Origin of the sequence: Rickettsia endosymbiont of Urophora cardui (genome assembly GCF_964030725.1) — a bacterium.
Lineage (GTDB): Bacteria > Pseudomonadota > Alphaproteobacteria > Rickettsiales > Rickettsiaceae > Rickettsia.
In genome coordinates this window covers 252207-278370 of record NZ_CAXIPY010000006.1, presented here as the reverse complement: position 1 = coordinate 278370, position 26164 = coordinate 252207, and the positions used below count along the sequence as shown (strand labels likewise).

The window sequence follows — 26164 nt, the reverse complement described above, 5'->3', positions numbered from 1 at the left end:
TTCATCTTTGACATCACCTCGTAAAAAAGTAACGGGACTATAATGATATTCATTGCCTGGATTAGAATATGCCGCCTTGATGGTGGCAGTACTTATACTTTGCACTTGTACGGTATAGTAAGGTATGTTGCTTTCCCTACAGCTGTCGAACAATCTTCAGCACCAAATAATAATTGCTTTTTAAAATCACGTTGTGCACCATATTGATACTCTCCAAACAGCATCATGTTCTGTTTAGAAGCAAAAGGATAAGAGGATGGGATCAAATCATCCGGCAAGTGATAACTAGAATTACGAAACGAGACTGATGTAGCAGCACCAACCATACTATCTTGCTTTTTATTACAAGTGGCAGCAATACTCGCAAGCAATACTGAACTAACAGAAGGATTCTCATTACCCCAATATGTTTGTTCACTTGGAGAACGTAAAGTTGGGAGCTCACCAGGGGCAGGCTCTGTCTCATCAATTGTGTAAATTTCGTGAACCATTAAATTCTACCATCAAATTTGATCATAAAATGAGCCATAGCTTCATTCCAATTGGGGATAGGCATAGACCATTTTTTGGTAATATAATCAATTGTCAGATATAAAACTTTAAATACTGCGTCATCATTTGGAAAGATGCGTTTATTCTTAGTAACTTTTCTCAATTGGCTATTCAGCGATTCTATCGCATTTGTAGTGTAAATAATCTTACGAATCTCCTTTGGATATTGCAAGAAAATTATCAAATTATCCCAATTATTATACCAAGATTTAGCTATATGCGGATATTGCTTACTCCATTTTTGATCAAATGACTCAAGAGCTAATTCTGCTTCTTTTTCAGTAGCAGAAGTATAGATTAGTTTCAAATCCCGCTGCTAATTGCTTTCTATCTTTATATGATACATATTTGAGGCTATTCCTGATCTGATGGACAATACAAATTTGATGTTCAGTTTTCGGATATACTGATGCAATAGCATCAGACATACCAGTTAGATTATCACTACAAGCAATTAAGATATCTTTTACTCCTCGATTCTTCATTTCAGTAAAATTACCAAGCCAAAATTTAGCTCCTTCATTCTCACTTATCCATAAGCCTAAAATATCCTTTCTGCCAGATAAATCTATTCCTAAAGCTACATATACTGATTTATTAATAATAAGTTTAGCTTGTCTTACTTTCACTACTAAACAGTCAAAATATACTATAGGGTATACTGACTCAAGAGGTCTACTCTGCCAAATCTTGACCTCATCTATTACTTCATCTGTAATCCTGCTGATTAGGCTCTCACTGATCTCAGCTCCATATAATTCTTGCAATTGTGTTTTAATATCAGACACACTCATACCCTTCGCATATAAGGATATTATCTTTTGGTCTAAGCCATCTATTCTTGTTTGTTTCTTTGAGACTATTATAGGTTCAAATTTACCTTGTCTGTCTCTTGGAACATTTATCTCTATAGTACCATTCTCACTAATCAGATTCTTACTAAAACTACCATTCCTCGCATTCTCAGTTTCAGCTCTATCATACTTGCTATAACCTAAATGTTCTGACATCTCAGCATGCAGTGCTCGCTCTAAAATACCCTTGGTTAATTCCTTAATTAATCCATTCTGACTTTAGTACTGTTTTTAAATCTACTCCGCCTTCTATCAGCAAATCTATTGCTTCATTTATTTTTTTATTCTTCTCTATTTGCATTTCTGTTACCTATATTTTTAATTACTTCTAATATAGGCTCAACAAAAATTTACACAATCATTGCAAAAGACTCCAGGGGCAATAGTATTAGTTAATTTATGATAAAATTTACCATCATTTATTTGACTCACTAAGGTCTCTCCCTGACTTTCTGCCCAGTGTTTAGCCATATCAAGTTGTAAGTGAGTTTTATTAGTTTTTATAGGATATCCTACATTATTTAAGTCTTGATCTTTTAAATATTGATTTATTACTCTATACTAGTAATATGCAATGCGTTTAAGCTTCCTGTGAACAACTTTACTAACTCTGTATCCGACTCATCCAGGATGTTGTTCGCGATACCCAAGAATAATCTTTTGTACTGTATCTTGAGTATCTTTTGTAGCTTTTTGTTTTGCTCTGATTTGTGATACCATATGAGCAACTTGTTTATGCTTAATTTCAAACATTATCTCCTCCTACATTATCAGCATCACCAATCGTAGCAACTGTTACGTCATTATGGTCAATGTAATTCATACATACAGCATTTGATGGAATGCCTTTAATATGCTCTGAACAACTATACTGCCACCAGTCCCAGTTTTTCCAGGAACTAGGAATTATAGGTGACTCCGCATGAGTATAATGTGATATCCATAAATTATATTCACCAAAGTCATATTTATCCGAATTAACGTGAGTAGTCCATTCATTATTATTGGTATTAATATATAAATGCTTATACCCCGCAGATTTTAACAGGATGAGTAACGTATTTAAGCCATCAGACATTTGGTCAGGTGTGGCCTTCTCATTGCCTTGTGATGGTAAAGAAATAGCTAATGCATCATTGTGACGATTAAACCCTACTGCTTGTAACTGTGTATTAATATTTTGCAATTGCTCCTCAGGAGTGCTACTTAAAGCACGGAAATTATGATATGCAGCCTGTTTAACAGTAGTATTACTAAAAATGCCCCAATATTCTTCAAATTTTGGATCTTGATATGTTGCTCCCTCGGTTGCTCTAATAATTGCAAGCTTTATATCATCATCTTGTACTAATTTTGCATTAATCTTGCCTTGCCATTTTGATATATTTATACCTTGGTGATATTTTTTGTGTTCCTGTATCGCAGACTTAATAAACGTTGTAGTACTGTTATCTAAGCTCGATACCATCATGGGATTGTATGTCTGAGAGGAATTAGCAAGAAGCAAATTAGTGTTATTCACTGCAATGTCATTATTACTTGGTGATGTAATAGATGTATTATTAATACTATCGCCTAGCACATTCTGGGTTGCTGATAAAATACTACTAACAATACCAAATATATTATTGATTTTCATTATATCCTCCTAGGTTTTGTTGACAAAAATTATAGTTAGGAAAGAAGAAATGGTAGTTTCTAGTTATCAAAAAAAGGAACTATAGCTTAATCCATTAAGATACTGACACTAAATTTGTGGGATGCCTTATTATATGACATATTAAACACTACCACCATGTAAGGACCTTAGTGAAATAAGCTATACCAATATGAAGTATTGCATAAAAGCACAAGTATGGGAAGTAACTTTATTACAAAACTTACGCTATGAGTAAAAAAGTGATAAATTATTGTAAAAATGATTCACCATGTCAGAGAGGATAACATTGCAAGCAATAGCCATTAACAGGACAGATTATTGTCAATTTTTAACAGTTAGCCAAAAGAATTATAGCTTAACCTACTACGCTGAACATGCAAAGAAATGTAGCAATGATGTTATTAACAGGTTTTTAACGCCAATTTAGGATAAGAGAAGTTGTTCTGGAGCTAAAGCATCAAGTTTTATACGAGATTTAGTGATAGCATAAGAAGTAACACAAGCTAGAATATGCACCAAGAAATTAACGGGAGATCTATGCCTGCGTCCTTTGCAATGATTGTGTAAATTTTTGTTGAGCCTATAGAGAAGAATAAAAAAATAAATGAAGCAATAGATTTGCTGATATAGCTAACACGGAAATGTTTCTACCACAGATTAGGAAACACTTAGGCATTGATCAATAATTTTATGTAAACAGTTTTTAAAGTTAGTCCAGCAATGTTTAATAGGATTTAGATCTGGTGAATATGTGAGTAAATACAAAAACTATGGTAAAAACCTTTGCGCGTTAGCTATAGAAGGCGGAGTAGATTTAAAAACAGTACTAAGTCAGAATGGACTAATTAAGGAATTAACCAAGGGTATTTGGTAAATTCCAGTATTAATTAAGCCAGATTTATATTTTCTTCCCATACCTCATTGGGTGTTTTATAACCGAGCACTTTTCTTGGTAAATTATTTAAAAAATCCTCAATTTCTTGTAATTGCTTTATTGTTAATTTTTTTATATCTAAAGATTTAGAGTATACTCTGTGCACCATTGAGTTAATCTTCTCTATCAATGGTTTTTGCCATGGAGAATAAGGATTGCAAAAATATACTTTTCGTTCAGATTTTGGCAATAGTTGTTCATGATTGGTAAATTCTTTGCCATTATCTAACGTTATGCTTTTGATTATATGCGACAATTGTTTAAGTTTTTTATTCATGTTACCAATCACATCTTGTGTTCTTTTTGAACGGTTTAAAGTGAGAAACACTTTTTGTGTTCTGATATCCACAAGAGCGCCTATATTACGACTTTGATTACCTTTGTTAAAAGTTAAATCACCTTCTAAATGACCTATTGCTGCTATCTTTCTATTTATCTCTGGTCTTTCAGTAATGGAAACTCGATTTGGTATTGTAATTCTTTTGTTTCTGATTCTTGTACCATGATGCAACCTATTTTTCCTTTTTCTTGCTAAAGATAAATATAATTTTTGCCTTTGTGCTATAGGAGATGTATAAATAAACTGGTATATACTCTCTGTAGAAATATTGACAGTATCTCGTGATAGTTTACGTCTACCTGAAATTATATCTGGTGAAATACCCTGTGTTAACTGCTTTATTATTTCTGCTCGTAAATTATTATCAATATCTAATTTTCTTTTTCTCTTACCTTGCCTTAAACTGCAAGCAAGTGTGTTAGCCCTATCTGGTCTATAATTATGCCTCATTCTCTTGAGTTCATAACATATAGTGCTTTTATCACGGCCAATCTTTGTCCCTATATATCGCGAGCTATAACCACTCTTATTCATTTCGTATATTTTAAATCTTTCATCTATCGTTAAATGAGCCATGATATATCTATCAGGAGTTTCGCACTTAGCAAAGTTGCGAATCAGTTAAAAGCCATCTGATATTGTTTTGAATTGATGTTTTTATAACTTCCCAAGTTTGTTGATATAAAGTAATGTTTTCATTTATCCTCCTTTTATTCATATCAAGCCAGGCAAATACTGCAAGGCAAATATGATTTCTTTGAGCTCGGCCCGTGCGTGCCTGACAGCGTTCAATACCACAAGTTTGTTTTAATTCTCGATGATAAACCTCTATAGACCAACGTGCCTTAACAATTTTCTCTATTTGCTCACGTGTGGGATTTTCCAAGTTCGTTGTTATGTAATCAATGCGACCATTCTTTGCCACAAACTTAAATACCGTAACCCAACCGTATCCACGTAGGTGAATTTTTAGCCCCTCATCGGGTATCTCTAAACTTTCCAAGCTAACATTATGATTAACTTTTCTATTTTTCCTTAGGGTGGTAACCCATAGCCAGCCTAAATTACGTATATGTTTTAAATTCTCCAACCCGCTATACCAAGCATCCATGACTATGGCATCAGGATTGAGACCTCTTTCTTTAGCTAAAGTAAGCATATCACAAAAATGCTCATTCTTTGTTTTACCATCAGTGTCTTTATCATATATTCTATAATCTACGGGAGTAGATTGAGCAATTTTAGTATTGTAATGTAGTAAGTTTACCATTCCTATACCAGGTATAACATCATGTACAGCTCCAGAATATTGATAACGTACAAGCTCAATCTTCTGACTGTATTGCTTTGATAATAAGGTGTCATCCCCCACTAATAAACACGGTGCTTCCCAATCTATATATTTTGACACTTCCTTATAGATTTCGCTAGGACGAAAATCCTTACTCTTTAACCATCGACTTGCACTATCGTGAGATAGATCTACTGGACTCACTTCAGATAATGCCTTGCTAGTATATCTGACACTACTTGCTTGTAAAAATGATTTATATAAGTCCTTGCTACATTTTGTTCTTGTCATTTTTATCTAAAACTATTTTTCTCTAGATTAACATACTTTTTGCTAAGTGCGAAACTCCTGTCTATATTTAAATGATGCTCCTCGCAGCAGAGCTACGAGGTATCTATCCAAAAAGCTTTAACTGTTTTTGTTGAAATGCTTTATAAGAAGGTTTGCCTGAACCTTGATTCTGTACATAATTACGTAATTTCTGCTTATCACCATGTTTACCTACTGTGCTCATAAAATATCCTTTACTCCAAAACTCACTTCCCCATAATTTTTCTTTAAGATTTGGATATTTCTCAAACATTTTCTTAGAAGTAATACTTTTTATGATTTGAGTTATTTTTGTTGGGCTATACATTGGTATTGACTGTAATAAAAAATGTACGTGATCTTTATCTACTCCTATTTCTAAAAATCTAATTTCATAACGATCTTCTATGTGCTCACAAATTTTACACAAATAATCATCTAGTTCTTGATTGAATATTACTCTTCTATACTTTGCCGGCGTTACTAAATGATATATTAGTACTGTGACATTATGACTCTTATGTATATAACTGCTTTCTTCCATTCAAGTAGTATATCACGAAGCAGAGCTTCGGGGAATTAAACCCTGAGAGATTAATCCACTGCTCGCTAATTTTACAAAAATCATCGACAAAACAAAATAATGCAGTAATATCTTTCTTCATGGGGATACTCTTGTTTTTTTTGCTAAAAATTATATAGAGTATCTTCTATCCTTTGTAAATACTTACTTCCAAACCTAGATTAATCCAGAATTCAGGTTTACAAAAGATGAGTTAAAACACAATCTTAAATCTTATTTACGTTGCTTACAGAATAATCCTAAACATATACAACCATTATTCCAAGCTGATAATGTTAAATATGCCTCTTAAGTCAGGTATTTAATTGGTGGGTTAATAATAAGTGTTAATCTTAGCAATTATAACATATAGCTAACGCGGAAAGGTTTTTACCATAGTTTTTGTATTTACTCACATATTCACCAGATCTAAATCCTATTAAACATTGCTGGACTAACTTTAAAAACTGTTTACGTAAAATTATTGATCAATGCCTAAGTTTTTCCTAATCTGTGGTAGAAACATTTCCGTGTTAGCTATATATTATAAAAAACGTCTTGCAATAAATCGTAAAAAAAACTATTATGTAGCTTCTAATCGGTAGCGTGGCTTTGGTATGCCTAAATAATTACCGACGAATCTTGTAAATACCAATTAAAGGAAAATCATGCCTAAATTAAAGACAAAATCTGCTGTAAAAAAGCGCTTTAAACTTACTGCTAGTGGTAAAGTGGTTGCATCTCAAGCAGGTAAAAAACATTTTATGCGTCGTCGTACTAAAGCTCAAATTCGTAACTTACGTGGAACTACGATACTTTGTGATCAAGATGGATATAACATCAAGAAATATTTTCTTCCATATGGTACAAATTAATCTCTCAGGGTTTAATTCCCCGAAGCTCTGCTTCGTGATATCATAAGAAACAACTAAAACTTTTTTAGATACCTCGTAGCTCTGCTGCGAGGAGCATCATTTAAGGAGCTAAAAAATGACACGTGCAAAATCAGGAAAAATTTCCAAAAATCGACATAAAAAAATCCTCAAACTTGCAAAAGGTTATAGAGGTAGAGCTAGTACTTGCTTTAGAGTGGCTATTGAGAACGTAGAAAAAGGACTACAATATGCTTACAGAGATCGTAGAAATCGTAAGCGTGATTTCAGAGGTCTGTGGATTCAAAGAATAAATGCAGCGGTAAGAGAGCATGGTTTAGTATATTCTCAATTTATGGGGGCTCTTAAAAAAGCTCAAATCGACATAGATCGTAAAGTCCTTGCAGAACTTGCTGTAAATAACAATGAAGGATTTGCAAGTATCGTAGAACAAGCAAAGGCACATATTTAATATAGACAACGTCGTTGCGAAGCCACTTTTCGCTGCTGTGGCAATCCATATACAATACTGGATTGCTTCGTCAAATTACCTTGTAATTTTCCTCGCAATGACATTTATTTCATTATAAAGTAATTAATTTTCGTTTGGTATAAATATTATGAAGCGTACATTTCAACCTAGTAATTTAGTAAGAAAAAGAAGACATGGTTTTAGAGCTAGAATGGCTACCGCCTCTGGAAGAGCAATTTTAAGAAACCGTCGTGCTAAAGGCAGAAAAAAACTATCCGCATAAATACTAATCTGACCTATTCAATTGTTTATCACCTCTTTAAAAAATCAAAAGGAATTTGAGCTTATAAATAAGCTTGGTAAAAAATTTCATGAAAAATATTTTATTTTGGTGATAGCAAAGAATATCCCAAAAATCTTTCTTGAATCAAAATATAATATCTTCCTAGGAATAAAAGTTAGCAAAAAGCTAAATAAAAAAGCTGTAGTACGTAATAAAATTAAAAGACGTATAAAACATCTTATTAGGCTTCTTTGTAATAATTCTAATCTTAAAAAGCTTGCGATGATAATTATTCCAAGAAAGGGCTTTGATACGGCAGACTTTTCAGTATTAAATCATGAATTAAGCAAAGCAATTTTAGATTTTTACAATCCAAAAAAATAACACACTGAATTTTATGACAGGCATGAGAGTAGAACAATAGTACCAGACTGGAGTCTTTTGCAATGATTGTGTAAATTTTTGTTGAGCCTATATTAGAAGTAAATGATGCTCCTCGCAGCAGAGCTACGAGGTGGCTCTGTCTCATCAATTGTGTAAATTTCGTGAACCATTAAATTCTACCATCAAATTTGATCATAAAATGAGCCATAGCTTCATTCCAATTGGGGATAGGCATAGACCATTTTTTGGTAATATAATCAATTGTCAGATATAAAACCTTAAATACTGCGTCATCATTTGGAAAGATGCGTTTATTCTTAGTAACTTTTCTCAATTGGCTATTCAGCGATTCTATCGCATTTGTAGTGTAAATAATCTTACGAACGCTAATTTAGGATAAGGGATAGATAGAAAGCTTATAGATAAAGGGTTTAAAGGAGATTAATGTTGAGTTATGATAGATTTTTTTAATCCCTGTTGGGTTAAATTCCCCGTGGCTGATGAACGAACATTAGAATTACCCATGACGAATATTAAAATTACCCATTTTTGAGTAAAAAATATTGTCTAAAGTGTTACATTATTATCCTCCGATTTTATAGTTAATTTTTTGCCTTTAGCTGTAGCGATTCTATAACTTTCAGTATTGAGTTCAAGAATTGAAGAATGGTGAACCAATCTGTCAATAACTGCTGACGTAGTCATTTCATCTTTAAAAATAGTATTCCATTTGGCTCTGTCTCATCAATTGTGTAAATTTCGTGAACCATTAAATTCTACCATCAAATTTGATCATAAAATGAGCCATAGCTTCATTCCAATTGGGGATAGGCATAGACCATTTTTTGGTAATATAATCAATTGTCAGATATAAAACTTTAAATACTGCGTCATCATTTGGAAAGATGCGTTTATTCTTAGTAACTTTTCTCAATTGGCTATTCAGCGATTCTATCGCATTTGTAGTGTAAATAATCTTACGAATCTCCTTTGGATATTGCAAGAAAATTATCAAATTATCCCAATTATTATACCAAGATTTAGCTATATGCGGATATTGCTTACTCCATTTTTGATCAAATGACTCAAGAGCTAATTCTGCTTCTTTTTCAGTAGCAGAAGTATAGATTAGTTTCAAATCCGCTGCTAATTGCTTTCTATCTTTATATGATACATATTTGAGGCTATTCCTGATCTGATGGACAATACAAATTTGATGTTCAGTTTTCGGATATACTGATGCAATAGCATCAGACATACCAGTTAGATTATCACTACAAGCAATTAAGATATCTTTTACTCCTCGATTCTTCATTTCAGTAAAATTACCAAGCCAAAATTTAGCTCCTTCATTCTCACTTATCCATAAGCCTAAAATATCCTTTCTGCCAGATAAATCTATTCCTAAAGCTACATATACTGATTTATTAATAATAAGTTTATCTTGTCTTACTTTCACTACTAAACAGTCAAAATATACTATAGGGTATACTGATTCAAGAGGTCTACTCTGCCAAATCTTGACCTCATCTATTACTTCATCTGTAATCCTGCTGATTAGGCTCTCACTGATCTCAGCTCCATATAATTCTTGCAATTGTGTTTTAATATCAGACACACTCATACCCTTCGCATATAAGGTGTAATAGTTGAGATTATATCTTACATTTAGTAAAATAAATTAATTATTAAATGGAGATAAAGAATGAACTTAAATCAAAAAATAATAAAACCAAAATTAGGTTTACTTGAATTAGCTAAGAGCCTTGGTAGTATATCATCAGCATGTAAAGCGATGGGATATAGTAGAGATAGTTATTACAGATTTAAAGAACTGTATGAAACTGGTGGCGAAGAAGCGTTGTATGAAATTAGTCGAAGAAAGCCAATAATAGCGAATAGAGTTGATCCTGCTGTAGAGAAAGCAGTACTAGATATGGCAATAGAATATCCAGCATATGGTCAGCTAAGAGTATCAAATGAGCTTAAAAAAACTGGTGTACTTGTATCACCTGGGGGAGTAAGATCAATTTGGTTACGTAATGATTTAAACAACATCAGTAAAAGACTTAAAGCATTAGAAGCAAAAATGGCTCAAGATGGTATTGTGCTTACTGAGGCACAATTACAAGTGCTAGAGAAGCGTCGTAATGAAAAAGAAGCTCATGGAGAAATTGAGACACAGCATCCAGGGTATCTAGGATGCCAAGATACATATTATGTAGGCAACTTTAAGGGTATAGGTAAGGTTTATTCTCAGGTATTTATTGATAGCTACAGCAGAGTAGCTGATGTTAAACTATATACTGATAAAACAGCTTTAACTGCTGCTGATATGCTTAATGACCGAGTGTTACCATGGTATGAGACTCAAGGGATACCAATACTTCGTATTCTTACAGATCGTGGGTCAGAATATAAGGGGAATATAGAGCATCATGCTTTTGAATTATTTCTAAGTATCGAAGGTATAGAGCATACTACTACTAAAGCATATTCTCCTCAAACAAACGGTATGTGTGAGCGTTTTAATAAAACAATGAAACAAGAATTCTTTGATACAGCTATGCGGAAAAAGATTTATACAAATCTTGATGACCTACAATTAGATCTTGATATCTGGCTAGAGTATTTCAATAATGAAAGACCTCATTCTGGTAAATATTGTTATGGTAAAACTCCTATGCAAACTTTTAAGGATAGTAAGAAATTAGCTGTTGAAAAGAATAATGAAATCTTGTATCGCGAATATGTATCTGACAGTCAAAATTTAACTGACAATCAGGTACGAAATTTATAGTGTCTGTAAGATCAAATCTTGACTTCTACAACCTAAATGTTCTGACATCTCAGCATGCAGTGCTCGCTCTAAAATACCCTTGGTTAATTCCTTAATTAATCCATTCTGACTTAGTACTGTTTTTAAATCTACTCCGCCTTCTATCAGCAAATCTATTGCTTCATTTATTTTTTTATTCTTCTCTATTTGCATTTCTGTTACCTATATTTTTAATTACTTCTAATATAGGCTCAACAAAAATTTACACAATCATTGCAAAAGACTCTTCCATTTTGCAAAAACTAAATTGCTAGTAATTAATACACTACGCATTTCATAACGTTCAGCTAATAAGGTAAATAAAACATCAGTTTCTTCACGATTATATGGTACATATGATATATCATCAATTATCAATATTTCAAAATAATCGAATTTTTTAATAATTTGCTTAAGTTTTAAACTAAGCTTTGCTTCTAGTAATTGTTGAACCAAATTAGCTGCTGTTGTATATAATACACGTCTACCAGCAAGACACCACTCACGTGCTAAACCTATACTAAGATGACTTTTGCCAGTGCCAGGATTACCAAAAATAAGTATATTTTCATAGCGATCCATAAATTCTCCTTGTGCAAGATATTGGATCTTAGTTGGCGATAATCCTGGGATACGCTTAATATCAAAGTTGCTTAATAACTTATCTCGAGAGAGTTTTGCTTGCTTCAGCAATCTGGCAATACGTTGTTGTTGTCTATGTTCTAACTCACGTATGGCTAACTCCTGTAGATAATCTATATATGTTTTCTTTTCTTGCTCAAAGCTTTCTGCAACTGATTTATAGCACGATGCAAAAGTAGGTAAGCAAAGGTTCTTGAGTAAATTATTTAGCGGTTGCGGAGTTATTATCTGTTTACTCATGCAACCTCCATTGTTTTAAAGCAATGTAATTGATCATATTCAGACAGTATTGGTTGATTAATTTTTACTGAACAAACAGTTTGAGTCTGGCTATTTAGTAAATCTGTAATATGATCAATTATTGGCTCAATCTTCTTTTCTAATATAGCTAACGCGAAAAGATTTTTACCATAGTTTTTGTATTTACTCACATATTCACCAGATCTAAATCCTATTAAACATTGCTGGACTAACTTTAAAAACTGTTTACATAAAATTATTGATCAATGCCTAAGTTTTTCCTAATCTGTGGTAGAAACATTTCCGTGTTAGCTATAGCACTTCTAATGCAGTAACTACATTCAATTCTCCATACATTTTTGCTAATTGTAATATTTTAAGATATATTTTATGCCCTTTATATGGATATATAGAGATAAGCTGGTCATATACCTGACGAAATATAGCACGTGGGAATAAAGCTTCATAATATTGATATTGAACAAATGCTCCAGGTTTACGTACTAAACTATCAATAATATGTCTATAATCAATAACATAGCCATTGCTGATTCTAGACATTTTTTGTAAACATTTGTTACCATAGTAAAGCTCTATTTCTTCAGAATAAATATAAGCTTTTAAAGTATAACCTATTAAGCGACTAGGCACAGAATAAGCTACAGATAAAATACTAACTGTACTGCTTGGATTAACACGTACTGATAATATTCAGGAGTTTCGCACTTAGCAAAAAGTATGTTAATCTAGAGAAAAATAGTTTTAGATAAAAATGACAAGAACACAATGTAGCAAGGACTTATATAAATCATTTTTACAAGCAAGTAGTGTCAGATATACTAGCAAGGCATTATCTGAAGTGAGTCCAGTAGATCTATCTCACGATAGTGCAAGTCGATGGTTAAAGAGTAAGGATTTTCGTCCTAGCGAAATCTATAAGGAAGTGTCAAAATATATAGATTGGGAAGCACCGTGTTTATTAGTGGGGGATGACACCTTATTATCAAAGCAATACAGTCAGAAGATTGAGCTTGTACGTTATCAATATTCTGGAGCTGTACATGATGTTATACCTGGTATAGGAATGGTAAACTTACTACATTACAATACTAAAATTGCTCAATCTACTCCCGTAGATTATAGAATATATGATAAAGACACTGATGGTAAAACAAAGAATGAGCATTTTTGTGATATGCTTACTTTAGCTAAAGAAAGAGGTCTCAATCCTGATGCCATAGTCATGGATGCTTGGTATAGCGGGTTGGAGAATTTAAAACATATACGTAATTTAGGCTGGCTATGGGTTACCACCCTAAGGAAAAATAGAAAAGTTAATCATAATGTTAGCTTGGAAAGTTTAGAGATACCCGATGAGGGGCTAAAAATTCACCTACGTGGATACGGTTGGGTTACGGTATTTAAGTTTGTGGCAAAGAATGGTCGCATTGATTACATAACAACGAACTTGGAAAATCCCACACGTGAGCAAATAGAGAAAATTGTTAAGGCACGTTGGTCTATAGAGGTTTATCATCGAGAATTAAAACAAACTTGTGGTATTGAACGCTGTCAGGCACGCACGGGCCGAGCTCAAAGAAATCATATTTGCCTTGCAGTATTTGCCTGGCTTGATATGAATAAAAGGAGGATAAATGAAAACATTACTTTATATCAACACACTTGGGAAGTTATAAAAACATCAATTCAAAACAATATCAGATGGCTTTTAACTGATTCGCAACTTTGCTAAGTGCGAAACTCCTGATATTGTAGGTGCATTCCATTTCCTGATTGGTAACTCTTTTAAATGAACTAATTCTTCAGCTAATTTTTCTTTTCTACAGCTATTTCGCTTTTCTTTAATTTGTGTAAGGAATAATTCATAAGCTTTTAAATCAACAAAATTACGTGATCCACGTAATAGCAGATGTTGATTCACTGCTTGCTTAAATGTATCATGACTTTTTTCAACAGAACCATTTTCATGACTGACGCCTGGATTATTTCGCGATGGTGCAACATTGTAATAACCAAGCAATTCTTGCCATCTTTCTGTAAATTGTCTACTATTACCACATTGCTTGGTAGCTGCACTTAAATTATCTGTACGATGCTCTGGTAAAACTCCACCTAACTCCCATACAGCTTTTTCAAACCCTGATGCTAATGTATCAAAACTTTCACTATGGCATATGCTAAAAGTTTCCCAACATGAATAAGGCAACATAAAATGAAATAGTAAGTGAGGATATGGTTGCCCACCAATACAAATACCCAATTGATTCATATTGGTCCAATCAGACTGACTCTGTTTGCCAGGAAGAATATTTTGTAAAAAGATTAATGTCTTATCCTTACCATGTGCAGCTCTCCATTGTTTCAACCTTTTCTGCAAACAGCGTAATTGCTTCCCATTATAATTCCCATGATACTTTTCTGTCAAATATGCTAATATGGTAGTTGCTTGCAACTCCGGTGCTGATTCTAGGGAAAGTTCTATAATTAATTAAGCCAGATATAATCAATTTTTAATCTCTCAGGGTTTAATTCCCCGAAGCTCTGCTTCGTGATATCATAAGAAACAACTAAAACTTTTTTAGATACCTCGTAGCTCTGCTGCGAGGAGCATCATTTAAATATAGATATATCATGGCTCATTTAACGATAGATGAAAGATTTAAAATATACGAAATGAATAAGAGTGGTTATAGCTCGCGATATATAGGGACAAAGATTGGCCGTGATAAAAGCACTATATGTTATGAACTCAAGAGAATGAGGCATAATTATAGACCAGATAGGGCTAACACACTTGCTTGCAGTTTAAGGCAAGGTAAGAGAAAAAGAAAATTAGATATTGATAATAATTTACGAGCAGAAATAATAAAGCAGTTAACACAGGGTATTTCACCAGATATAATTTCAGGTAGACGTAAACTATCACGAGATACTGTCAATATTTCTACAGAGAGTATATACCAGTTTATTTATACATCTCCTATAGCACAAAGGCAAAAATTATATTTATCTTTAGCAAGAAAAAGGAAAAATAGGTTGCATCATGGTACAAGAATCAGAAACAAAAGAATTACAATACCAAATCGAGTTTCCATTACTGAAAGACCAGAGATAAATAGAAAGATAGCAGCAATAGGTCATTTAGAAGGTGATTTAACTTTTAACAAAGGTAATCAAAGTCGTAATATAGGCGCTCTTGTGGATATCAGAACACAAAAAGTGTTTCTCACTTTAAACCGTTCAAAAAGAACACAAGATGTGATTGGTAACATGAATAAAAAACTTAAACAATTGTCGCATATAATCAAAAGCATAACGTTAGATAATGGCAAAGAATTTACCAATCATGAACAACTATTGCCAAAATCTGAACGAAAAGTATATTTTTGCAATCCTTATTCTCCATGGCAAAAACCATTGATAGAGAAGATTAACTCAATGGTGCACAGAGTATACTCTAAATCTTTAGATATAAAAAAATTAACAATAAAGCAATTACAAGAAATTGAGGATTTTTTAAATAATTTACCAAGAAAAGTGCTCGGTTATAAAACACCCAATGAGGTATGGGAAGAAAATATAAATCTGGCTTAATTAATACTGGAATTTACCATTTGTACATGTCATCAGTAATTCTCGAATAATATTTAAATATTTAAAAATAAATTTTTATTCGATTTTACTGTCCATAGTTACTTCTTTTTTATAGGTAATTTTAATGTTCGTTGAGGGTAATTCTAATATTCGTTAGTCACACGTGAGTGGTGTCTTGCTGGTAGACGTGTATTATATACAACAGCAGCTAATTTGGTTCAACAATTACTAGAAGCAAAGCTTAGTTTAAAACTTAAGCAAATTATTAAAAAATTCGATTATTTTGAAATATTGATAATTGATGATATATCATATGTACCATATAATCGTGAAGAAACTGATGTTTTATTTACCTTATTAGCTGAACGTTATGAAATGCGTAGTGTAATGATGCTCCTCGCAGCAGAGCTACGAGGTATCTAAAAAAGTTTTAGTTGTTTCTTATGATATCACGAAGCAGAGCTTCGGGGAATTAAACCCTGAGAGATTAATCGAGTCTTTTGCAATGATTGTGTAAATTTTTGTTGAGCCTATATTAGAAGTAATTAAAAATATAGGTAACAGAAATGCAAATAGAGAAGAATAAAAAAATAAATGAAGCAATAGATTTGCTGATAGAAGGCGGAGTAGATTTAAAAACAGTACTAAGTCAGAATGGATTAATTAAGGAATTAACCAAGGGTATTTTAGAGCGAGCACTGCATGCTGAGATGTCAGAACATTTAGGTTATAGCAAGTATGATAGAGCTGAAACTGAGAATGCGAGGAATGGTAGTTTTAGTAAGAATCTGATTAGTGAGAATGGTACTATAGAGATAAATGTTCCAAGAGACAGACAAGGTAAATTTGAACCTATAATAGTCTCAAAGAAACAAACAAGAATAGATGGCTTAGACCAAAAGATAATATCCTTATATGCGAAGGGTATGAGTGTGTCTGATATTAAAACACAATTGCAAGAATTATATGGAGCTGAGATCAGTGAGAGCCTAATCAGCAGGATTACAGATGAAGTAATAGATGAGGTCAAGATTTGGCAGAGTAGACCTCTTGAGTCAGTATACCCTATAGTATATTTTGACTGTTTAGTAGTGAAAGTAAGACAAGCTAAACTTATTATTAATAAATCAGTATATGTAGCTTTAGGAATAGATTTATCTGGCAGAAAGGATATTTTAGGCTTATGGATAAGTGAGAATGAAGGAGCTAAATTTTGGCTTGGTAATTTTACTGAAATGAAGAATCGAGGAGTAAAAGATATCTTAATTGCTTGTAGTGATAATCTAACTGGTATGTCTGATGCTATTGCATCAGTATATCCGAAAACTGAACATCAAATTTGTATTGTCCATCAGATCAGGAATAGCCTCAAATATGTATCATATAAAGATAGAAAGCAATTAGCAGCGGATTTGAAACTAATCTATACTTCTGCTACTGAAAAAGAAGCAGAATTAGCTCTTGAGTCATTTGATCAAAAATGGAGTAAGCAATATCCGCATATAGCTAAATCTTGGTATAATAATTGGGATAATTTGATAATTTTCTTGCAATATCCAAAGGAGATTCGTAAGATTATTTACACTACAAATGCGATAGAATCGCTGAATAGCCAATTGAGAAAAGTTACTAAGAATAAACGCATCTTTCCAAATGATGACGCAGTATTTAAAGTTTTATATCTGACAATTGATTATATTACCAAAAAATGGTCTATGCCTATCCCCAATTGGAATGAAGCTATGGCTCATTTTATGATCAAATTTGATGGTAGAATTTAATGGTTCACGAAATTTACACAATTGATGAGACAGAGCCGATTAATCCACTGCTCGCTAGTCCGTCCGCCAAAACTCTACAAGCCTTATAGATAATATGGTTTTAAGACAAGAAGTAATACAACAATCCGTAAGAAAATGATAAAATATGGTCATAAACCTTATGGATTTCAGTCAATGCCAATAGACAACATTATCAAATCGCAAGAACAAGGGAAACTGTTTGGTTATAAATTAAAAGAAGAATTAAACCCAAATAATAAGCTATATAAATTAAGAGAATTAATAAATTGGTCTAGGCTCGAAGAGTGGTTATCAAAAAATGTTTGTATTAAGAAATTTGGTAGAAATAGAAAATGTCATAGAGTGATGCTTGGCATAACGATGCTACAAGCAATGTATAATTTTTCAGATTCATTATCAGAGGAAGAGCTAAAAGAGAATATGTATTGGCAGTATTTCTGCGGGTGGGAATATATAGAAAAAGACATAGCTATCTCGGAAACTAGTATACGACGGTTTCGTAGTGTATTAGGTGAAGCTGGATATAATGAGATATTATCGGAGTTGATCAGGGTTGGGATAAAAACTAACACAATTAAAAAAAAAGATTTGGAATTAATCATCGCTGATACGACTGTACAAATTAAGAATATCAAACACCCACACGATGTTTATTTAATGGATAAAGCTAGGCTTAGCATAGTAAAGCTTTGCAACAGTTTGGGTATACATTTGAATGAAACATACGCTAGAACCTATAAACGCGATATAGTAAAGCTATGGAAATATAAAGAACATAGTAAAGCCAAGAAGCGTTGGAAAATAATGAAGCATTTAAAAATATTACTGGGTCGTTTGATTAGAGTATGTGAGCGTGAGATCAAAAATAAGCAATTAAACTTGTCTCTCAAAAATCAAGAAGTATTGCAAAAAATAAAACAAATACATAACCAATCTGTTTTAAAAAGAGAAGCTAAAAAGCAATATAAAGAAGATAACAAAGTATTATATAGTTTTCATGCCCCTGAAGTAGAGTGTATAGGAAAGGGAAAACGCAACAAGCCATATGAGTTTGGCAATAAAGTAGCGGTAGTAGTAAGTGGTCGTAGAAATTTTGTTTTATCCGCAAAATCGTTTCATAATAATCCTTATGATGGTCATACATTGCATCAGAGCTTTGAAGCAGTAGAGAGTGTCACTGGAATCAAGATAAAGAAATCATTTGTTGATCTTGGGTATAGTGGTAGCAATGTAAAGGAGAAGAGTAAGGTATATACCCCAAAAACGCGGAAGAAGTTGTTACAAGAGGACAAGTCTATGATCAAGAGACGCAGTGCCATAGAACCAATAATAGGTCACTTAAAGCAATATGGTCGGATGGGTAGAAACTTCTTGAAAGGTATGATAGGAGATATTATCAATCCAATAATCTCTGCTATTGGTTTGAATTTACGATGCATTGCAAATCATTTACAAATCGTGTCTAACTCCACATAAATCAAAAATATCATCATGCAAAAACTAGATGAACGATAAAAAATCGTTAACAATAGCTCCATATCAAAATTAGACCAACACAGAAATGTATCAGTAAAAATTAACATAACTTATTAATTTTTATTGAAAATCTTAGCAATTTGTTGTCAAAACTCTATCCCATTACAAATGATCAGGATTTGAAGTGTTTTTGGCGGATAGACTCGCTAATTTTACAAAAATCATCGACAAAACAAAATAATGCAGTAATATCTTTCTTCATGGGGATACTCTTGTTTTTTTGCTAAAAATTATATAGAGTATCTTCTATCCCTTGTAAATACTGACTTCCAAACCTAGATTAATCCAGAATTCAGGTCTATAGTATGCTCTGTGGTACTATCGGCAAGTATCATCCCTTGATCTTCTATAACGATATGTAGCTTTTTCCATATGCGACGCTTATATTGCTTACCATGCTTATTTTCTAGTCCGTCCGCCAAAACTCTACAAGCCTTATAGATAATATGGTTTTAAGACAAGAAGTAATACAACAATCCGTAAGAAAATGATAAAATATGGTCATAAACCTTATGGATTTCAGTCAATGCCAATAGACAACATTATCAAATCGCAAGAACAAGGGAAACTGTTTGGTTATAAATTAAAAGAAGAATTAAACCCAAATAATAAGCTATATAAATTAAGAGAATTAATAAATTGGTCTAGGCTCGAAGAGTGGTTATCAAAAAATGTTTGTATTAAGAAATTTGGTAGAAATAGAAAATGTCATAGAGTGATGCTTGGCATAACGATGCTACAAGCAATGTATAATTTTTCAGATTCATTATCAGAGGAAGAGCTAAAAGAGAATATGTATTGGCAGTATTTCTGCGGGTGGGAATATATAGAAAAAGACATAGCTATCTCGGAAACTAGTATACGACGGTTTCGTAGTGTATTAGGTGAAGCTGGATATAATGAGATATTATCGGAGTTGATCAGGGTTGGGATAAAAACTAACACAATTAAAAAAAAAGATTTGGAATTAATCATCGCTGATACGACTGTACAAATTAAGAATATCAAACACCCACACGATGTTTATTTAATGGATAAAGCTAGGCTTAGCATAGTAAAGCTTTGCAACAGTTTGGGTATACATTTGAATGAAACATACGCTAGAACCTATAAACGCGATATAGTAAAGCTATGGAAATATAAAGAACATAGTAAAGCCAAGAAGCGTTGGAAAATAATGAAGCATTTAAAAATATTACTGGGTCGTTTGATTAGAGTATGTGAGCGTGAGATCAAAAATAAGCAATTAAACTTGTCTCTCAAAAATCAAGAAGTATTGCAAAAAATAAAACAAATACATAACCAATCTGTTTTAAAAAGAGAAGCTAAAAAGCAATATAAAGAAGATAACAAAGTATTATATAGTTTTCATGCCCCTGAAGTAGAGTGTATAGGAAAGGGAAAACGCAACAAGCCATATGAGTTTGGCAATAAAGTAGCGGTAGTAGTAAGTGGTCGTAGAAATTTTGTTTTATCCGCAAAATCGTTTCATAATAATCCTTATGATGGTCATACATTGCATCAGAGCTTTGAAGCAGTAGAGAGTGTCACTGGAATCAAGATAAAGAAATCATTTGTTGATCTTGGGTATAGTGGTAGCAATGTAAAGGAGAAGAGTAAGGTATATACCCCAAAAACGCGGAAGAAGTTGTTACAAGAGGACAAGTCTATGATCAAGAGACGCAGTGCCATAGAACCAATAATAGGTCACTTAAAGCAATATGGTCGGATGGGTAGAAACTTCTTGAAAGGTATGATAGGAGATATTATCAATCCAATAATCTCTGCTATTGGTTTGAATTTACGATGCATTGCAAATCATTTACAAATCGTGTCTAACTCCACATAAATCAAAAATATCATCATGCAAAAACTAGATGAACGATAAAAAATCGTTAACAATAGCTCCATATCAAAATTAGACCAACACAGAAATGTATCAGTAAAAATTAACATAACTTATTAATTTTTATTGAAAATCTTAGCAATTTGTTGTCAAAACTCTATCCCATTACAAATGATCAGGATTTGAAGTGTTTTTGGCGGATAGACTTTCTAGCCATTCGTTCCCTGTGTAGGCTTGTATCCCTGTACTATCCATTGCAATACAACTAAATTCTTTATCTTGATTTCCATGTATAGCTAACGCGAAAAGGTTTTTACCATAGTTTTTGTATTTACTCACATATTCACCAGATCTAAATCCTATTAAACATTGCTGGACTAACTTTAAAAACTGTTTACATAAAATTATTGATCAATGCCTAAGTTTTTCCTAATCTATGGTAGAAACATTTCCGTGTTAGCTATAAATACCTAAGATCGATAGTGGACTGAAAAATCAAGACAAAAAAATGAGTAGTATGTTTTCCTAATTTTTCGATTATCAGGCAGCAATTTGCTGATAATTTTGCATATAATTCAGATATACATTCATAGGCTTTTTATAACCAATACTTGAATGAAATCTGTGATAATTATATTTATTCAGATAATGATCAATCCCCTCTTTTAACTCTTTAACATTGTTAAAATCATTAATAAAGATACAATTATATTTTAAAGTTCTAAAAAACCTTTCTATTACTATATTATCAATACTTCTACCTTGGCCATTCATTGAAATTTGGATATCATGCTCCTTGAGAATATTTATGTGGTCATAACTGGTATATTGGCTACCTTGATCACTATTAAATATCTGTGGAGCGTTATACTTACTGAGAGCTTGTTTCAAGACATCAGTTACAAGAGATGCATCCATAGAATTTGACAGTTTATAGCTCAATATGGCCTTGCTATGCCAATCTATAATAGCTGCCATATACATAAAGCCACCATTAGTTCTAATGTAAGTAATGTCACCACTCCAAACCTCATTCACATTAGGCACATACACTTGCTTTGTTGAGCCAGATTTAGTCCAATATTGATCAAGTAAGTAGCTATAGATCTTATGCTCACTATCGTTTCGAGAAGTAGATTTTTTCTTATGTGGGTAAATAGCTTCTATACCCATCATCCTCATATATTTCAGTACTCGATCTTTACCGACAATAAAACCATCTTCTAGTAACTGTTGATGAATATAGCGATAACCAAATTCAGGATTATCTGTATATATTTCATCTATTCTATTTAAAATACTTAATTTATTTATACTCATCTCCTTGGATTTATAGTAGGCTGTAGATCGACTAATCTTTAATAGTTCACACTGTCTTGATTTTGAGAGTTGATTTAGCTTGGAGTGTACAAGACTCTTTTTATTTGATAAATCCAAGCTTTTGAGCTTTCCCACGGCCCAGTCCCTCTCAACTGTGATTCTACCAAGAGCTTTAGCAAGCTCATCATTTTGCTCTTGTAAATGATTTATTTGTTCTTGATATTCACTCAAAACTTTAGCTGGTTCAAAAGCTAATGCCGCATTACCTAAAAACTGTTTTTTCCAATTTTGAATTGTTTTAACACTTATTGCATATTTTGAAGCTAACTGACCAAGTGTCGACTCCTCTTTTATTAATTCTAATACTATCCCCGTTTTTTCTGAAGCACTGAAAATTTTTACTTTATTTTTCTTCATCTTTCCTCTTAAGTTTATTGCTATTTATTCTAACTTATTGCGGAAACACACTCCTTCATTTTTTTGTCCAATTTTTTTAGTCCATTATAATCTAATGACTTCATACGCTTACTTAATGTTGTATAGTCTGGACATCTAATAGAGAAACCCGATATTTCAAAGAGCCAGTTTATAAAGCCTTGGGTTTGGCGTAACTTAAGACCGAATAAGCATCTGATCTTCAAACACTGTCAGGAGTTTCGCACTTAGCAAAATTGTGTATTAGTTAGAAGCCATTTAATGTTGTTCTGAATTGATGTTTTTATAACTTCCCAAGTTTGTTGATATAAAGTAATGTTTTCATTTATCCTCCTTTTGTTCATATCAAGCCAGGCCAATACAGCAAGGCAAATATGATTTCTTTGAGCTCGACCCGTGCGTGCCTGACAGCATTCAATACCACAAGTTTGTTTCAATTCTCGATGATAAACTTCTATAGACCAACGCGCCTTAACAATTTTCTCTATTTGCTCACGTGTAGGATTCTCTAAATTAGTTGTTATGTAATCAATGCGACCATTTTTTGCCACAAACTTAAATACCGTAACCCAACCGTATCCACGTAGGTGAATTTTTAGCCCTTCATCGGGAATCTCTAAAGTTTCCAAGCTAACATTACGATTAACTTTTCTATTTTTTCTTAGGTTGGTAACCCATATCCAACCTAAATTACGTATATGTTTTAAATTATCCAAACCACTATACCAAGCATCCATAACTATAGCATCAGGCTTGATACCTCTTTCTTTAGCTAAAGTAAGCATATCACAAAAATGCTCGTTCTTTGTTTTACCATCAGTTTCTTTATCATATATTCTATAATCTACAGGAGTAGATTGATCAATTTGAGTATTGTAATGCAGTAAGTTTACCATTCCTATACCAGGTATAACATCATGTACAGCCCCAGAATATTGATAATTTACAAGCTCGATCCTCTTACTGTATTGCTTTGACAATAAGGTGTCATCTCCCACTAATAAACAAGGATCTTCCAGATCAATATATTTTGACACTTTGCTATAGATTTCGCTAGGGCGAAAATCCTTACTCTTTAACCATCGACTTGCACTATCGTGCGATAGATCTAATGGACTTACTTCAGATAATGCTTTGCTAGTATATCTTACACTACTTGCTTGTAAGAATGATTTATATAAATCTTTGCTACATTTTGATCTTGTCATTTTTATCTAAAACTATTTTTCTCTAGATTAGCATATTATTTGCTAAGTGCGAAACTCCTGACTGTAATATAGTGTGATCACTATAGCGTCTAGGTCTTCCTCGTTTCATTTCCTCTCTGTAATCAGCATACCAGCCAATCGCCAAATCACTGGCAATCATAAAATCTATGCGACCCCTATTGCGTAAAAAATTATTATATTCTGACCAATTCGTTATTTTATATTTAGAATACTTGCGTGATTTACTAAAAGGGGCTTTCTTCCGAGATCTCATATAATCTGGATTATTTTTAATCTCTCAGGGTTTAGTTCCCCGAAGCTCTGCTTCGTGATATACTACTTGAATGGAAGAAAGCAGTTATATACATAAGAGTCATAATGTCACAGTACTAATATATCATTTAGTAACGCCGGCAAAGTATAGAAGAGTAATATTCAATCAAGAACTAGATGATTATTTGTGTAAAATTTGTGAGCACATAGAAGATCGTTATGAAATTAGATTTTTAGAAATAGGAGTAGATAAAGATCACGTACATTTTTTATTACAGTCAATACCAATGTATAGCCCAACAAAAATAACTCAAATCATAAAAAGTATTACTTCTAAGAAAATGTTTGAGAAATATCCAAATCTTAAAGAACAATTATGGGGAAGTGAGTTTTGGAGTAAAGGATATTTTATGAGCACAGTAGGTAAACATGGTGATGAGCAGAAATTACGTAATTATGTACAGAATCAAGGTTCAGGCAAACCTTCTTATAAAGCATTTCAACAAAAACAGTTAAAGCTTTTTGGATAGATACCTCGTAGCTCTGCTGCGAGGAGCATCATTTCAGGACATCTTACCAGATTATCACCACTCTTTCTCTACAAATCTTATTTATGCAACAAAGCCACGAGGTATCTATCCAAAAAGCTTTAACTGTTTTTGTTGAAATGCTTTATAAGAAGGTTTGCCTGAACCTTGATTCTGTACATAATTACGTAATTTCTGCTCATCACCATGTTTACCTACTGTGCTCATAAAATATCCTTTACTCCAAAACTCACTTCCCCATAATTGTTCTTTAAGATTTGGATATTTCTCAAACATTTTCTTAGAAGTAATACTTTTTATGATTTGAGTTATTTTTGTTGGGCTATACATTGGTATTGACTGTAATAAAAAATGTACGTGATCTTTATCTACTCCTATTTCTAAAAATCTAATTTCATAACGATCTTCTATGTGCTCACAAATTTTACACAAATAATCATCTAGTTCTTGATTGAATATTACTCTTCTATACTTTGCCGGCGTTACTAAATGATATATTAGTACTGTGACATTATGACTCTTATGTATATAACTGCTTTCTTCCATTCAAGTAGTATATCACGAAGCAGAGCTTCGGGGAACTAAACAACCCTCAGCTATAAGCTGAGGGGTTATAAAGTGGAATCGATTAGAAATCGATCATCATTTACTGGCTCACCTTCTTGTGCATCAATATACTGCTGTATCATTTCGTCAGTAATATTACCTGAACTCACTGCCATATATCCTCTAGCCCAAAAATGATTACCCCAAAATTGTTTCCTTAAATGAGCAAATTCTTGCAATAATATTCTTGAGCTACTCCCTTTTAGATATTGTACAAGCTTACTTAAAGCCACTTGAGGACGGTATGAAATAAATATATGAACATGATCACAAGATACTTTACCTGAAATTATATATGCTTCATGTTCCATGCAAATTTGTCTTAATAAATCCCTGACTCTCTCAGCTACTTTTCCTACCAATGCTCTTTTTCTATACTTTGGTATCCATATAATATGTACTTTTAAATCATACTGGCTATGACTATTTTTTCTATAACTTCTCATATCTTTTTATAAATTCGTTGCTAAAGCAACTTCATTATATCTTCCCTTCGCCTGAAGGCGAGGGATTTTTTATCCCCGTAGGGGGGACATTAAACCCTGAGAGATTAAAAAAAGTGGCGAGTGTATCAATCTATAATTTGTATTATATATCAAATAATTTACTTTCAAATTGTAGAAATATCGCTTTTAAGCTGATAAAAGTACTAAATATTTAACTTTAAATATAAATTTTTACTTTAGTCAGAAAAATTAGAATTTTTGTCAAAACTTCAGTAGAATATAAAAGCTCGATTTATCTCGCTTTATGCTGGATTCC

General features: G+C 32.7%; 31 protein-coding genes and 7 pseudogenes. 14 read left to right on the top strand and 24 right to left on the bottom strand.

What is annotated here, in order from left to right; genetic code table 11:
- Nucleotides 1-92: 92 nt before the first annotated feature.
- The 4 genes and pseudogenes from AAHI98_RS09120 to AAHI98_RS09105 form a co-directional block, all read right to left on the bottom strand.
- A complete protein-coding gene (locus tag AAHI98_RS09120) occupies nucleotides 93-491 on the bottom strand; it encodes a hypothetical protein (protein WP_342225703.1) in 399 nt (132 codons plus the stop codon).
- Nucleotides 491-1707 (bottom strand): annotated as a pseudogene (locus AAHI98_RS18650) (IS256 family transposase). Before AAHI98_RS18650 ends, AAHI98_RS09120 begins: the two are co-directional and overlap by 1 nt.
- 320 nt (nucleotides 1708-2027) lie before the next feature.
- Nucleotides 2028-2159, bottom strand: coding sequence for a hypothetical protein (locus AAHI98_RS09110; RefSeq protein WP_342225702.1), 132 nt, complete (start codon nucleotides 2157-2159; stop codon nucleotides 2028-2030).
- Nucleotides 2152-3045: a glycoside hydrolase family 25 protein gene (locus AAHI98_RS09105; protein ID WP_342225701.1), complete on the bottom strand. Its 894-nt coding sequence runs from the start codon at nucleotides 3043-3045 to the stop codon at nucleotides 2152-2154. Before AAHI98_RS09105 ends, AAHI98_RS09110 begins: the two co-directional genes overlap by 8 nt.
- A 307-nt stretch (nucleotides 3046-3352) precedes the next feature.
- On the opposite strand from AAHI98_RS09105, the pseudogene AAHI98_RS18645 reads away from it, so the two are divergent.
- A pseudogene (locus AAHI98_RS18645) lies at nucleotides 3353-3481 on the top strand (IS701 family transposase); the annotation flags it as partial.
- A gap of 336 nt (nucleotides 3482-3817) precedes the next feature.
- Nucleotides 3818-3940, top strand: a complete 123-nt coding sequence (locus AAHI98_RS09100) for a hypothetical protein (protein WP_342225700.1) — start codon at nucleotides 3818-3820, stop codon at nucleotides 3938-3940.
- Between the two features lie 13 nt (nucleotides 3941-3953).
- Here the strand turns inward: AAHI98_RS09100 and AAHI98_RS09095 are convergent, their stop codons facing one another.
- From AAHI98_RS09095 to tnpA (AAHI98_RS09085), 3 genes are all read right to left on the bottom strand, one after another.
- Complete coding sequence (locus AAHI98_RS09095) at nucleotides 3954-4916, bottom strand: IS30 family transposase (RefSeq protein ID WP_342224646.1); 963 nt, start codon at nucleotides 4914-4916, stop codon at nucleotides 3954-3956.
- 25 nt (nucleotides 4917-4941) lie between these two features.
- Entirely contained in the window at nucleotides 4942-5922 is a 981-nt protein-coding gene (locus tag AAHI98_RS09090; RefSeq protein WP_342224659.1) for an IS701 family transposase, read from the bottom strand.
- Nucleotides 5923-6025: 103 nt separating this feature from the next.
- On the bottom strand, nucleotides 6026-6484 hold the full coding sequence (gene tnpA / locus AAHI98_RS09085) for an IS200/IS605 family transposase (protein WP_342225699.1): 459 nt from the start codon (nucleotides 6482-6484) through the stop codon (nucleotides 6026-6028).
- A gap of 686 nt (nucleotides 6485-7170) precedes the next feature.
- Between tnpA (AAHI98_RS09085) and rpmI the strand changes: the two genes are divergently transcribed.
- The 4 genes from rpmI (at nucleotide 7171) to rnpA (ending at nucleotide 8513) form a co-directional block, all read left to right on the top strand.
- Entirely contained in the window at nucleotides 7171-7377 is a 207-nt protein-coding gene (gene rpmI, locus AAHI98_RS09080; protein WP_011477530.1) for a 50S ribosomal protein L35, read from the top strand.
- A gap of 115 nt (nucleotides 7378-7492) precedes the next feature.
- Nucleotides 7493-7846 carry a 50S ribosomal protein L20 gene (gene rplT / locus AAHI98_RS09075; protein ID WP_342225698.1) on the top strand — a complete coding sequence of 118 codons (354 nt, stop codon included), beginning with the start codon at nucleotides 7493-7495 and terminating at the stop codon, nucleotides 7844-7846.
- A 148-nt stretch (nucleotides 7847-7994) separates the two neighbouring features.
- A complete protein-coding gene (rpmH, locus tag AAHI98_RS09070) occupies nucleotides 7995-8129 on the top strand; it encodes a 50S ribosomal protein L34 (RefSeq protein WP_011477532.1) in 135 nt (44 codons plus the stop codon).
- 21 nt (nucleotides 8130-8150) lie between these two features.
- Nucleotides 8151-8513: a ribonuclease P protein component gene (rnpA, locus tag AAHI98_RS09065; protein WP_342225697.1), complete on the top strand. Its 363-nt coding sequence runs from the start codon at nucleotides 8151-8153 to the stop codon at nucleotides 8511-8513.
- A gap of 169 nt (nucleotides 8514-8682) precedes the next feature.
- On the opposite strand, the pseudogene AAHI98_RS09060 reads toward rnpA, so the two are convergent.
- From AAHI98_RS09060 to AAHI98_RS09050, 3 pseudogenes are all read right to left on the bottom strand, one after another.
- A pseudogene (locus tag AAHI98_RS09060) lies at nucleotides 8683-8898 on the bottom strand (transposase); the annotation flags it as partial.
- 182 nt (nucleotides 8899-9080) lie between these two features.
- Nucleotides 9081-9236: pseudogene (locus tag AAHI98_RS09055) on the bottom strand (ATP-binding protein); the annotation flags it as partial.
- 46 nt (nucleotides 9237-9282) lie between these two features.
- Nucleotides 9283-10155: pseudogene (locus AAHI98_RS09050) on the bottom strand (IS256 family transposase); the annotation flags it as partial.
- A gap of 63 nt (nucleotides 10156-10218) precedes the next feature.
- Between AAHI98_RS09050 and AAHI98_RS09045 the strand changes: the two are divergent.
- Nucleotides 10219-11313: an IS481 family transposase gene (locus tag AAHI98_RS09045; RefSeq protein WP_342225696.1), complete on the top strand. Its 1095-nt coding sequence runs from the start codon at nucleotides 10219-10221 to the stop codon at nucleotides 11311-11313.
- On the opposite strand, the gene AAHI98_RS09040 is transcribed toward AAHI98_RS09045, so the two are convergent.
- The 5 genes and pseudogenes from AAHI98_RS09040 to AAHI98_RS18150 form a co-directional block, all read right to left on the bottom strand.
- The gene (locus AAHI98_RS09040; RefSeq protein WP_342225695.1) at nucleotides 11308-11505 is read right to left on the bottom strand and encodes a hypothetical protein; all 198 of its coding nucleotides are present in this window, start codon (nucleotides 11503-11505) and stop codon (nucleotides 11308-11310) included. The two genes, AAHI98_RS09045 and AAHI98_RS09040, sit on opposite strands and share 6 nt — an antisense overlap.
- A 57-nt stretch (nucleotides 11506-11562) precedes the next feature.
- Entirely contained in the window at nucleotides 11563-12213 is a 651-nt protein-coding gene (gene istB, locus AAHI98_RS09035) for an IS21-like element helper ATPase IstB (protein ID WP_342225694.1), read from the bottom strand.
- Nucleotides 12210-12404: a hypothetical protein gene (locus AAHI98_RS09030; RefSeq protein ID WP_342225693.1), complete on the bottom strand. Its 195-nt coding sequence runs from the start codon at nucleotides 12402-12404 to the stop codon at nucleotides 12210-12212. The genes istB and AAHI98_RS09030 overlap by 4 nt, the downstream gene beginning before the upstream one ends.
- Before the next feature lie 121 nt (nucleotides 12405-12525).
- Entirely contained in the window at nucleotides 12526-12774 is a 249-nt protein-coding gene (locus AAHI98_RS09025; RefSeq protein ID WP_342225692.1) for a hypothetical protein, read from the bottom strand.
- Between the two features lie 15 nt (nucleotides 12775-12789).
- A pseudogene (locus AAHI98_RS18150) lies at nucleotides 12790-12924 on the bottom strand (Mu transposase domain-containing protein); the annotation flags it as partial.
- Between the two features lie 61 nt (nucleotides 12925-12985).
- On the opposite strand from AAHI98_RS18150, the gene AAHI98_RS09020 reads away from it, so the two are divergent.
- Nucleotides 12986-13966 (top strand): IS701 family transposase, encoded by a 981-nt coding sequence (locus AAHI98_RS09020; protein ID WP_342224856.1) that lies wholly within the window; start codon nucleotides 12986-12988, stop codon nucleotides 13964-13966.
- Here AAHI98_RS09020 and AAHI98_RS09015 read toward each other — a convergent pair.
- A complete protein-coding gene (locus tag AAHI98_RS09015) occupies nucleotides 13943-14659 on the bottom strand; it encodes a hypothetical protein (protein WP_342225691.1) in 717 nt (238 codons plus the stop codon). The genes AAHI98_RS09020 and AAHI98_RS09015 overlap by 24 nt on opposite strands.
- 206 nt (nucleotides 14660-14865) lie before the next feature.
- Between AAHI98_RS09015 and AAHI98_RS09010 the strand changes: the two genes are divergently transcribed.
- The 4 genes and pseudogenes from AAHI98_RS09010 to AAHI98_RS08995 all read left to right on the top strand — a co-directional run bounded on the left by AAHI98_RS09010 (nucleotide 14866) and on the right by AAHI98_RS08995 (nucleotide 19106).
- Nucleotides 14866-15828: an IS30 family transposase gene (locus tag AAHI98_RS09010; RefSeq protein WP_342224646.1), complete on the top strand. Its 963-nt coding sequence runs from the start codon at nucleotides 14866-14868 to the stop codon at nucleotides 15826-15828.
- Between the two features lie 177 nt (nucleotides 15829-16005).
- Nucleotides 16006-16251: pseudogene (locus AAHI98_RS09005) on the top strand (ATP-binding protein); the annotation flags it as partial.
- Between the two features lie 143 nt (nucleotides 16252-16394).
- Nucleotides 16395-17609, top strand: coding sequence for an IS256 family transposase (locus tag AAHI98_RS09000; RefSeq protein ID WP_342225690.1), 1215 nt, complete (start codon nucleotides 16395-16397; stop codon nucleotides 17607-17609).
- 135 nt (nucleotides 17610-17744) lie between these two features.
- Nucleotides 17745-19106, top strand: coding sequence for an IS5 family transposase (locus tag AAHI98_RS08995; RefSeq protein ID WP_342224717.1), 1362 nt, complete (start codon nucleotides 17745-17747; stop codon nucleotides 19104-19106).
- Nucleotides 19107-19441: 335 nt separating this feature from the next.
- On the opposite strand, the gene AAHI98_RS08990 is transcribed toward AAHI98_RS08995, so the two are convergent.
- Entirely contained in the window at nucleotides 19442-19588 is a 147-nt protein-coding gene (locus AAHI98_RS08990; protein WP_342225689.1) for a hypothetical protein, read from the bottom strand.
- A gap of 65 nt (nucleotides 19589-19653) precedes the next feature.
- On the opposite strand from AAHI98_RS08990, the gene AAHI98_RS08985 reads away from it, so the two are divergent.
- Nucleotides 19654-21015, top strand: coding sequence for an IS5 family transposase (locus AAHI98_RS08985; RefSeq protein ID WP_342224717.1), 1362 nt, complete (start codon nucleotides 19654-19656; stop codon nucleotides 21013-21015).
- A gap of 162 nt (nucleotides 21016-21177) precedes the next feature.
- On the opposite strand, the gene AAHI98_RS08980 is transcribed toward AAHI98_RS08985, so the two are convergent.
- The 5 genes from AAHI98_RS08980 to AAHI98_RS08965 form a co-directional block, all read right to left on the bottom strand.
- Complete coding sequence (locus AAHI98_RS08980) at nucleotides 21178-21351, bottom strand: hypothetical protein (protein WP_342225688.1); 174 nt, start codon at nucleotides 21349-21351, stop codon at nucleotides 21178-21180.
- A 201-nt stretch (nucleotides 21352-21552) separates the two neighbouring features.
- Nucleotides 21553-22749, bottom strand: a complete 1197-nt coding sequence (locus AAHI98_RS08975; protein WP_342224752.1) for an IS3 family transposase — start codon at nucleotides 22747-22749, stop codon at nucleotides 21553-21555.
- 29 nt (nucleotides 22750-22778) lie between these two features.
- Entirely contained in the window at nucleotides 22779-22973 is a 195-nt protein-coding gene (locus AAHI98_RS18145; RefSeq protein ID WP_410526227.1) for a transposase, read from the bottom strand.
- Between the two features lie 21 nt (nucleotides 22974-22994).
- Entirely contained in the window at nucleotides 22995-23975 is a 981-nt protein-coding gene (locus AAHI98_RS08970; protein WP_342224656.1) for an IS701 family transposase, read from the bottom strand.
- Between the two features lie 22 nt (nucleotides 23976-23997).
- A complete protein-coding gene (locus AAHI98_RS08965; RefSeq protein WP_342225687.1) occupies nucleotides 23998-24249 on the bottom strand; it encodes a hypothetical protein in 252 nt (83 codons plus the stop codon).
- Nucleotides 24250-24319: 70 nt separating this feature from the next.
- Here AAHI98_RS08965 and tnpA (AAHI98_RS08960) point away from each other — a divergent pair, with 70 nt between their 5' ends.
- Complete coding sequence (gene tnpA / locus AAHI98_RS08960; protein WP_342225686.1) at nucleotides 24320-24778, top strand: IS200/IS605 family transposase; 459 nt, start codon at nucleotides 24320-24322, stop codon at nucleotides 24776-24778.
- A gap of 105 nt (nucleotides 24779-24883) precedes the next feature.
- Here tnpA (AAHI98_RS08960) and tnpA (AAHI98_RS08955) read toward each other — a convergent pair whose 3' ends face one another.
- Together tnpA (AAHI98_RS08955) and tnpA (AAHI98_RS08950) are read right to left on the bottom strand one after the other, a co-directional pair.
- Nucleotides 24884-25342, bottom strand: coding sequence for an IS200/IS605 family transposase (gene tnpA / locus AAHI98_RS08955; RefSeq protein ID WP_342225686.1), 459 nt, complete (start codon nucleotides 25340-25342; stop codon nucleotides 24884-24886).
- Between the two features lie 65 nt (nucleotides 25343-25407).
- The gene (tnpA, locus tag AAHI98_RS08950) at nucleotides 25408-25848 is read right to left on the bottom strand and encodes an IS200/IS605 family transposase (protein ID WP_342225685.1); all 441 of its coding nucleotides are present in this window, start codon (nucleotides 25846-25848) and stop codon (nucleotides 25408-25410) included.
- Nucleotides 25849-26164: the final 316 nt, after the last annotated feature.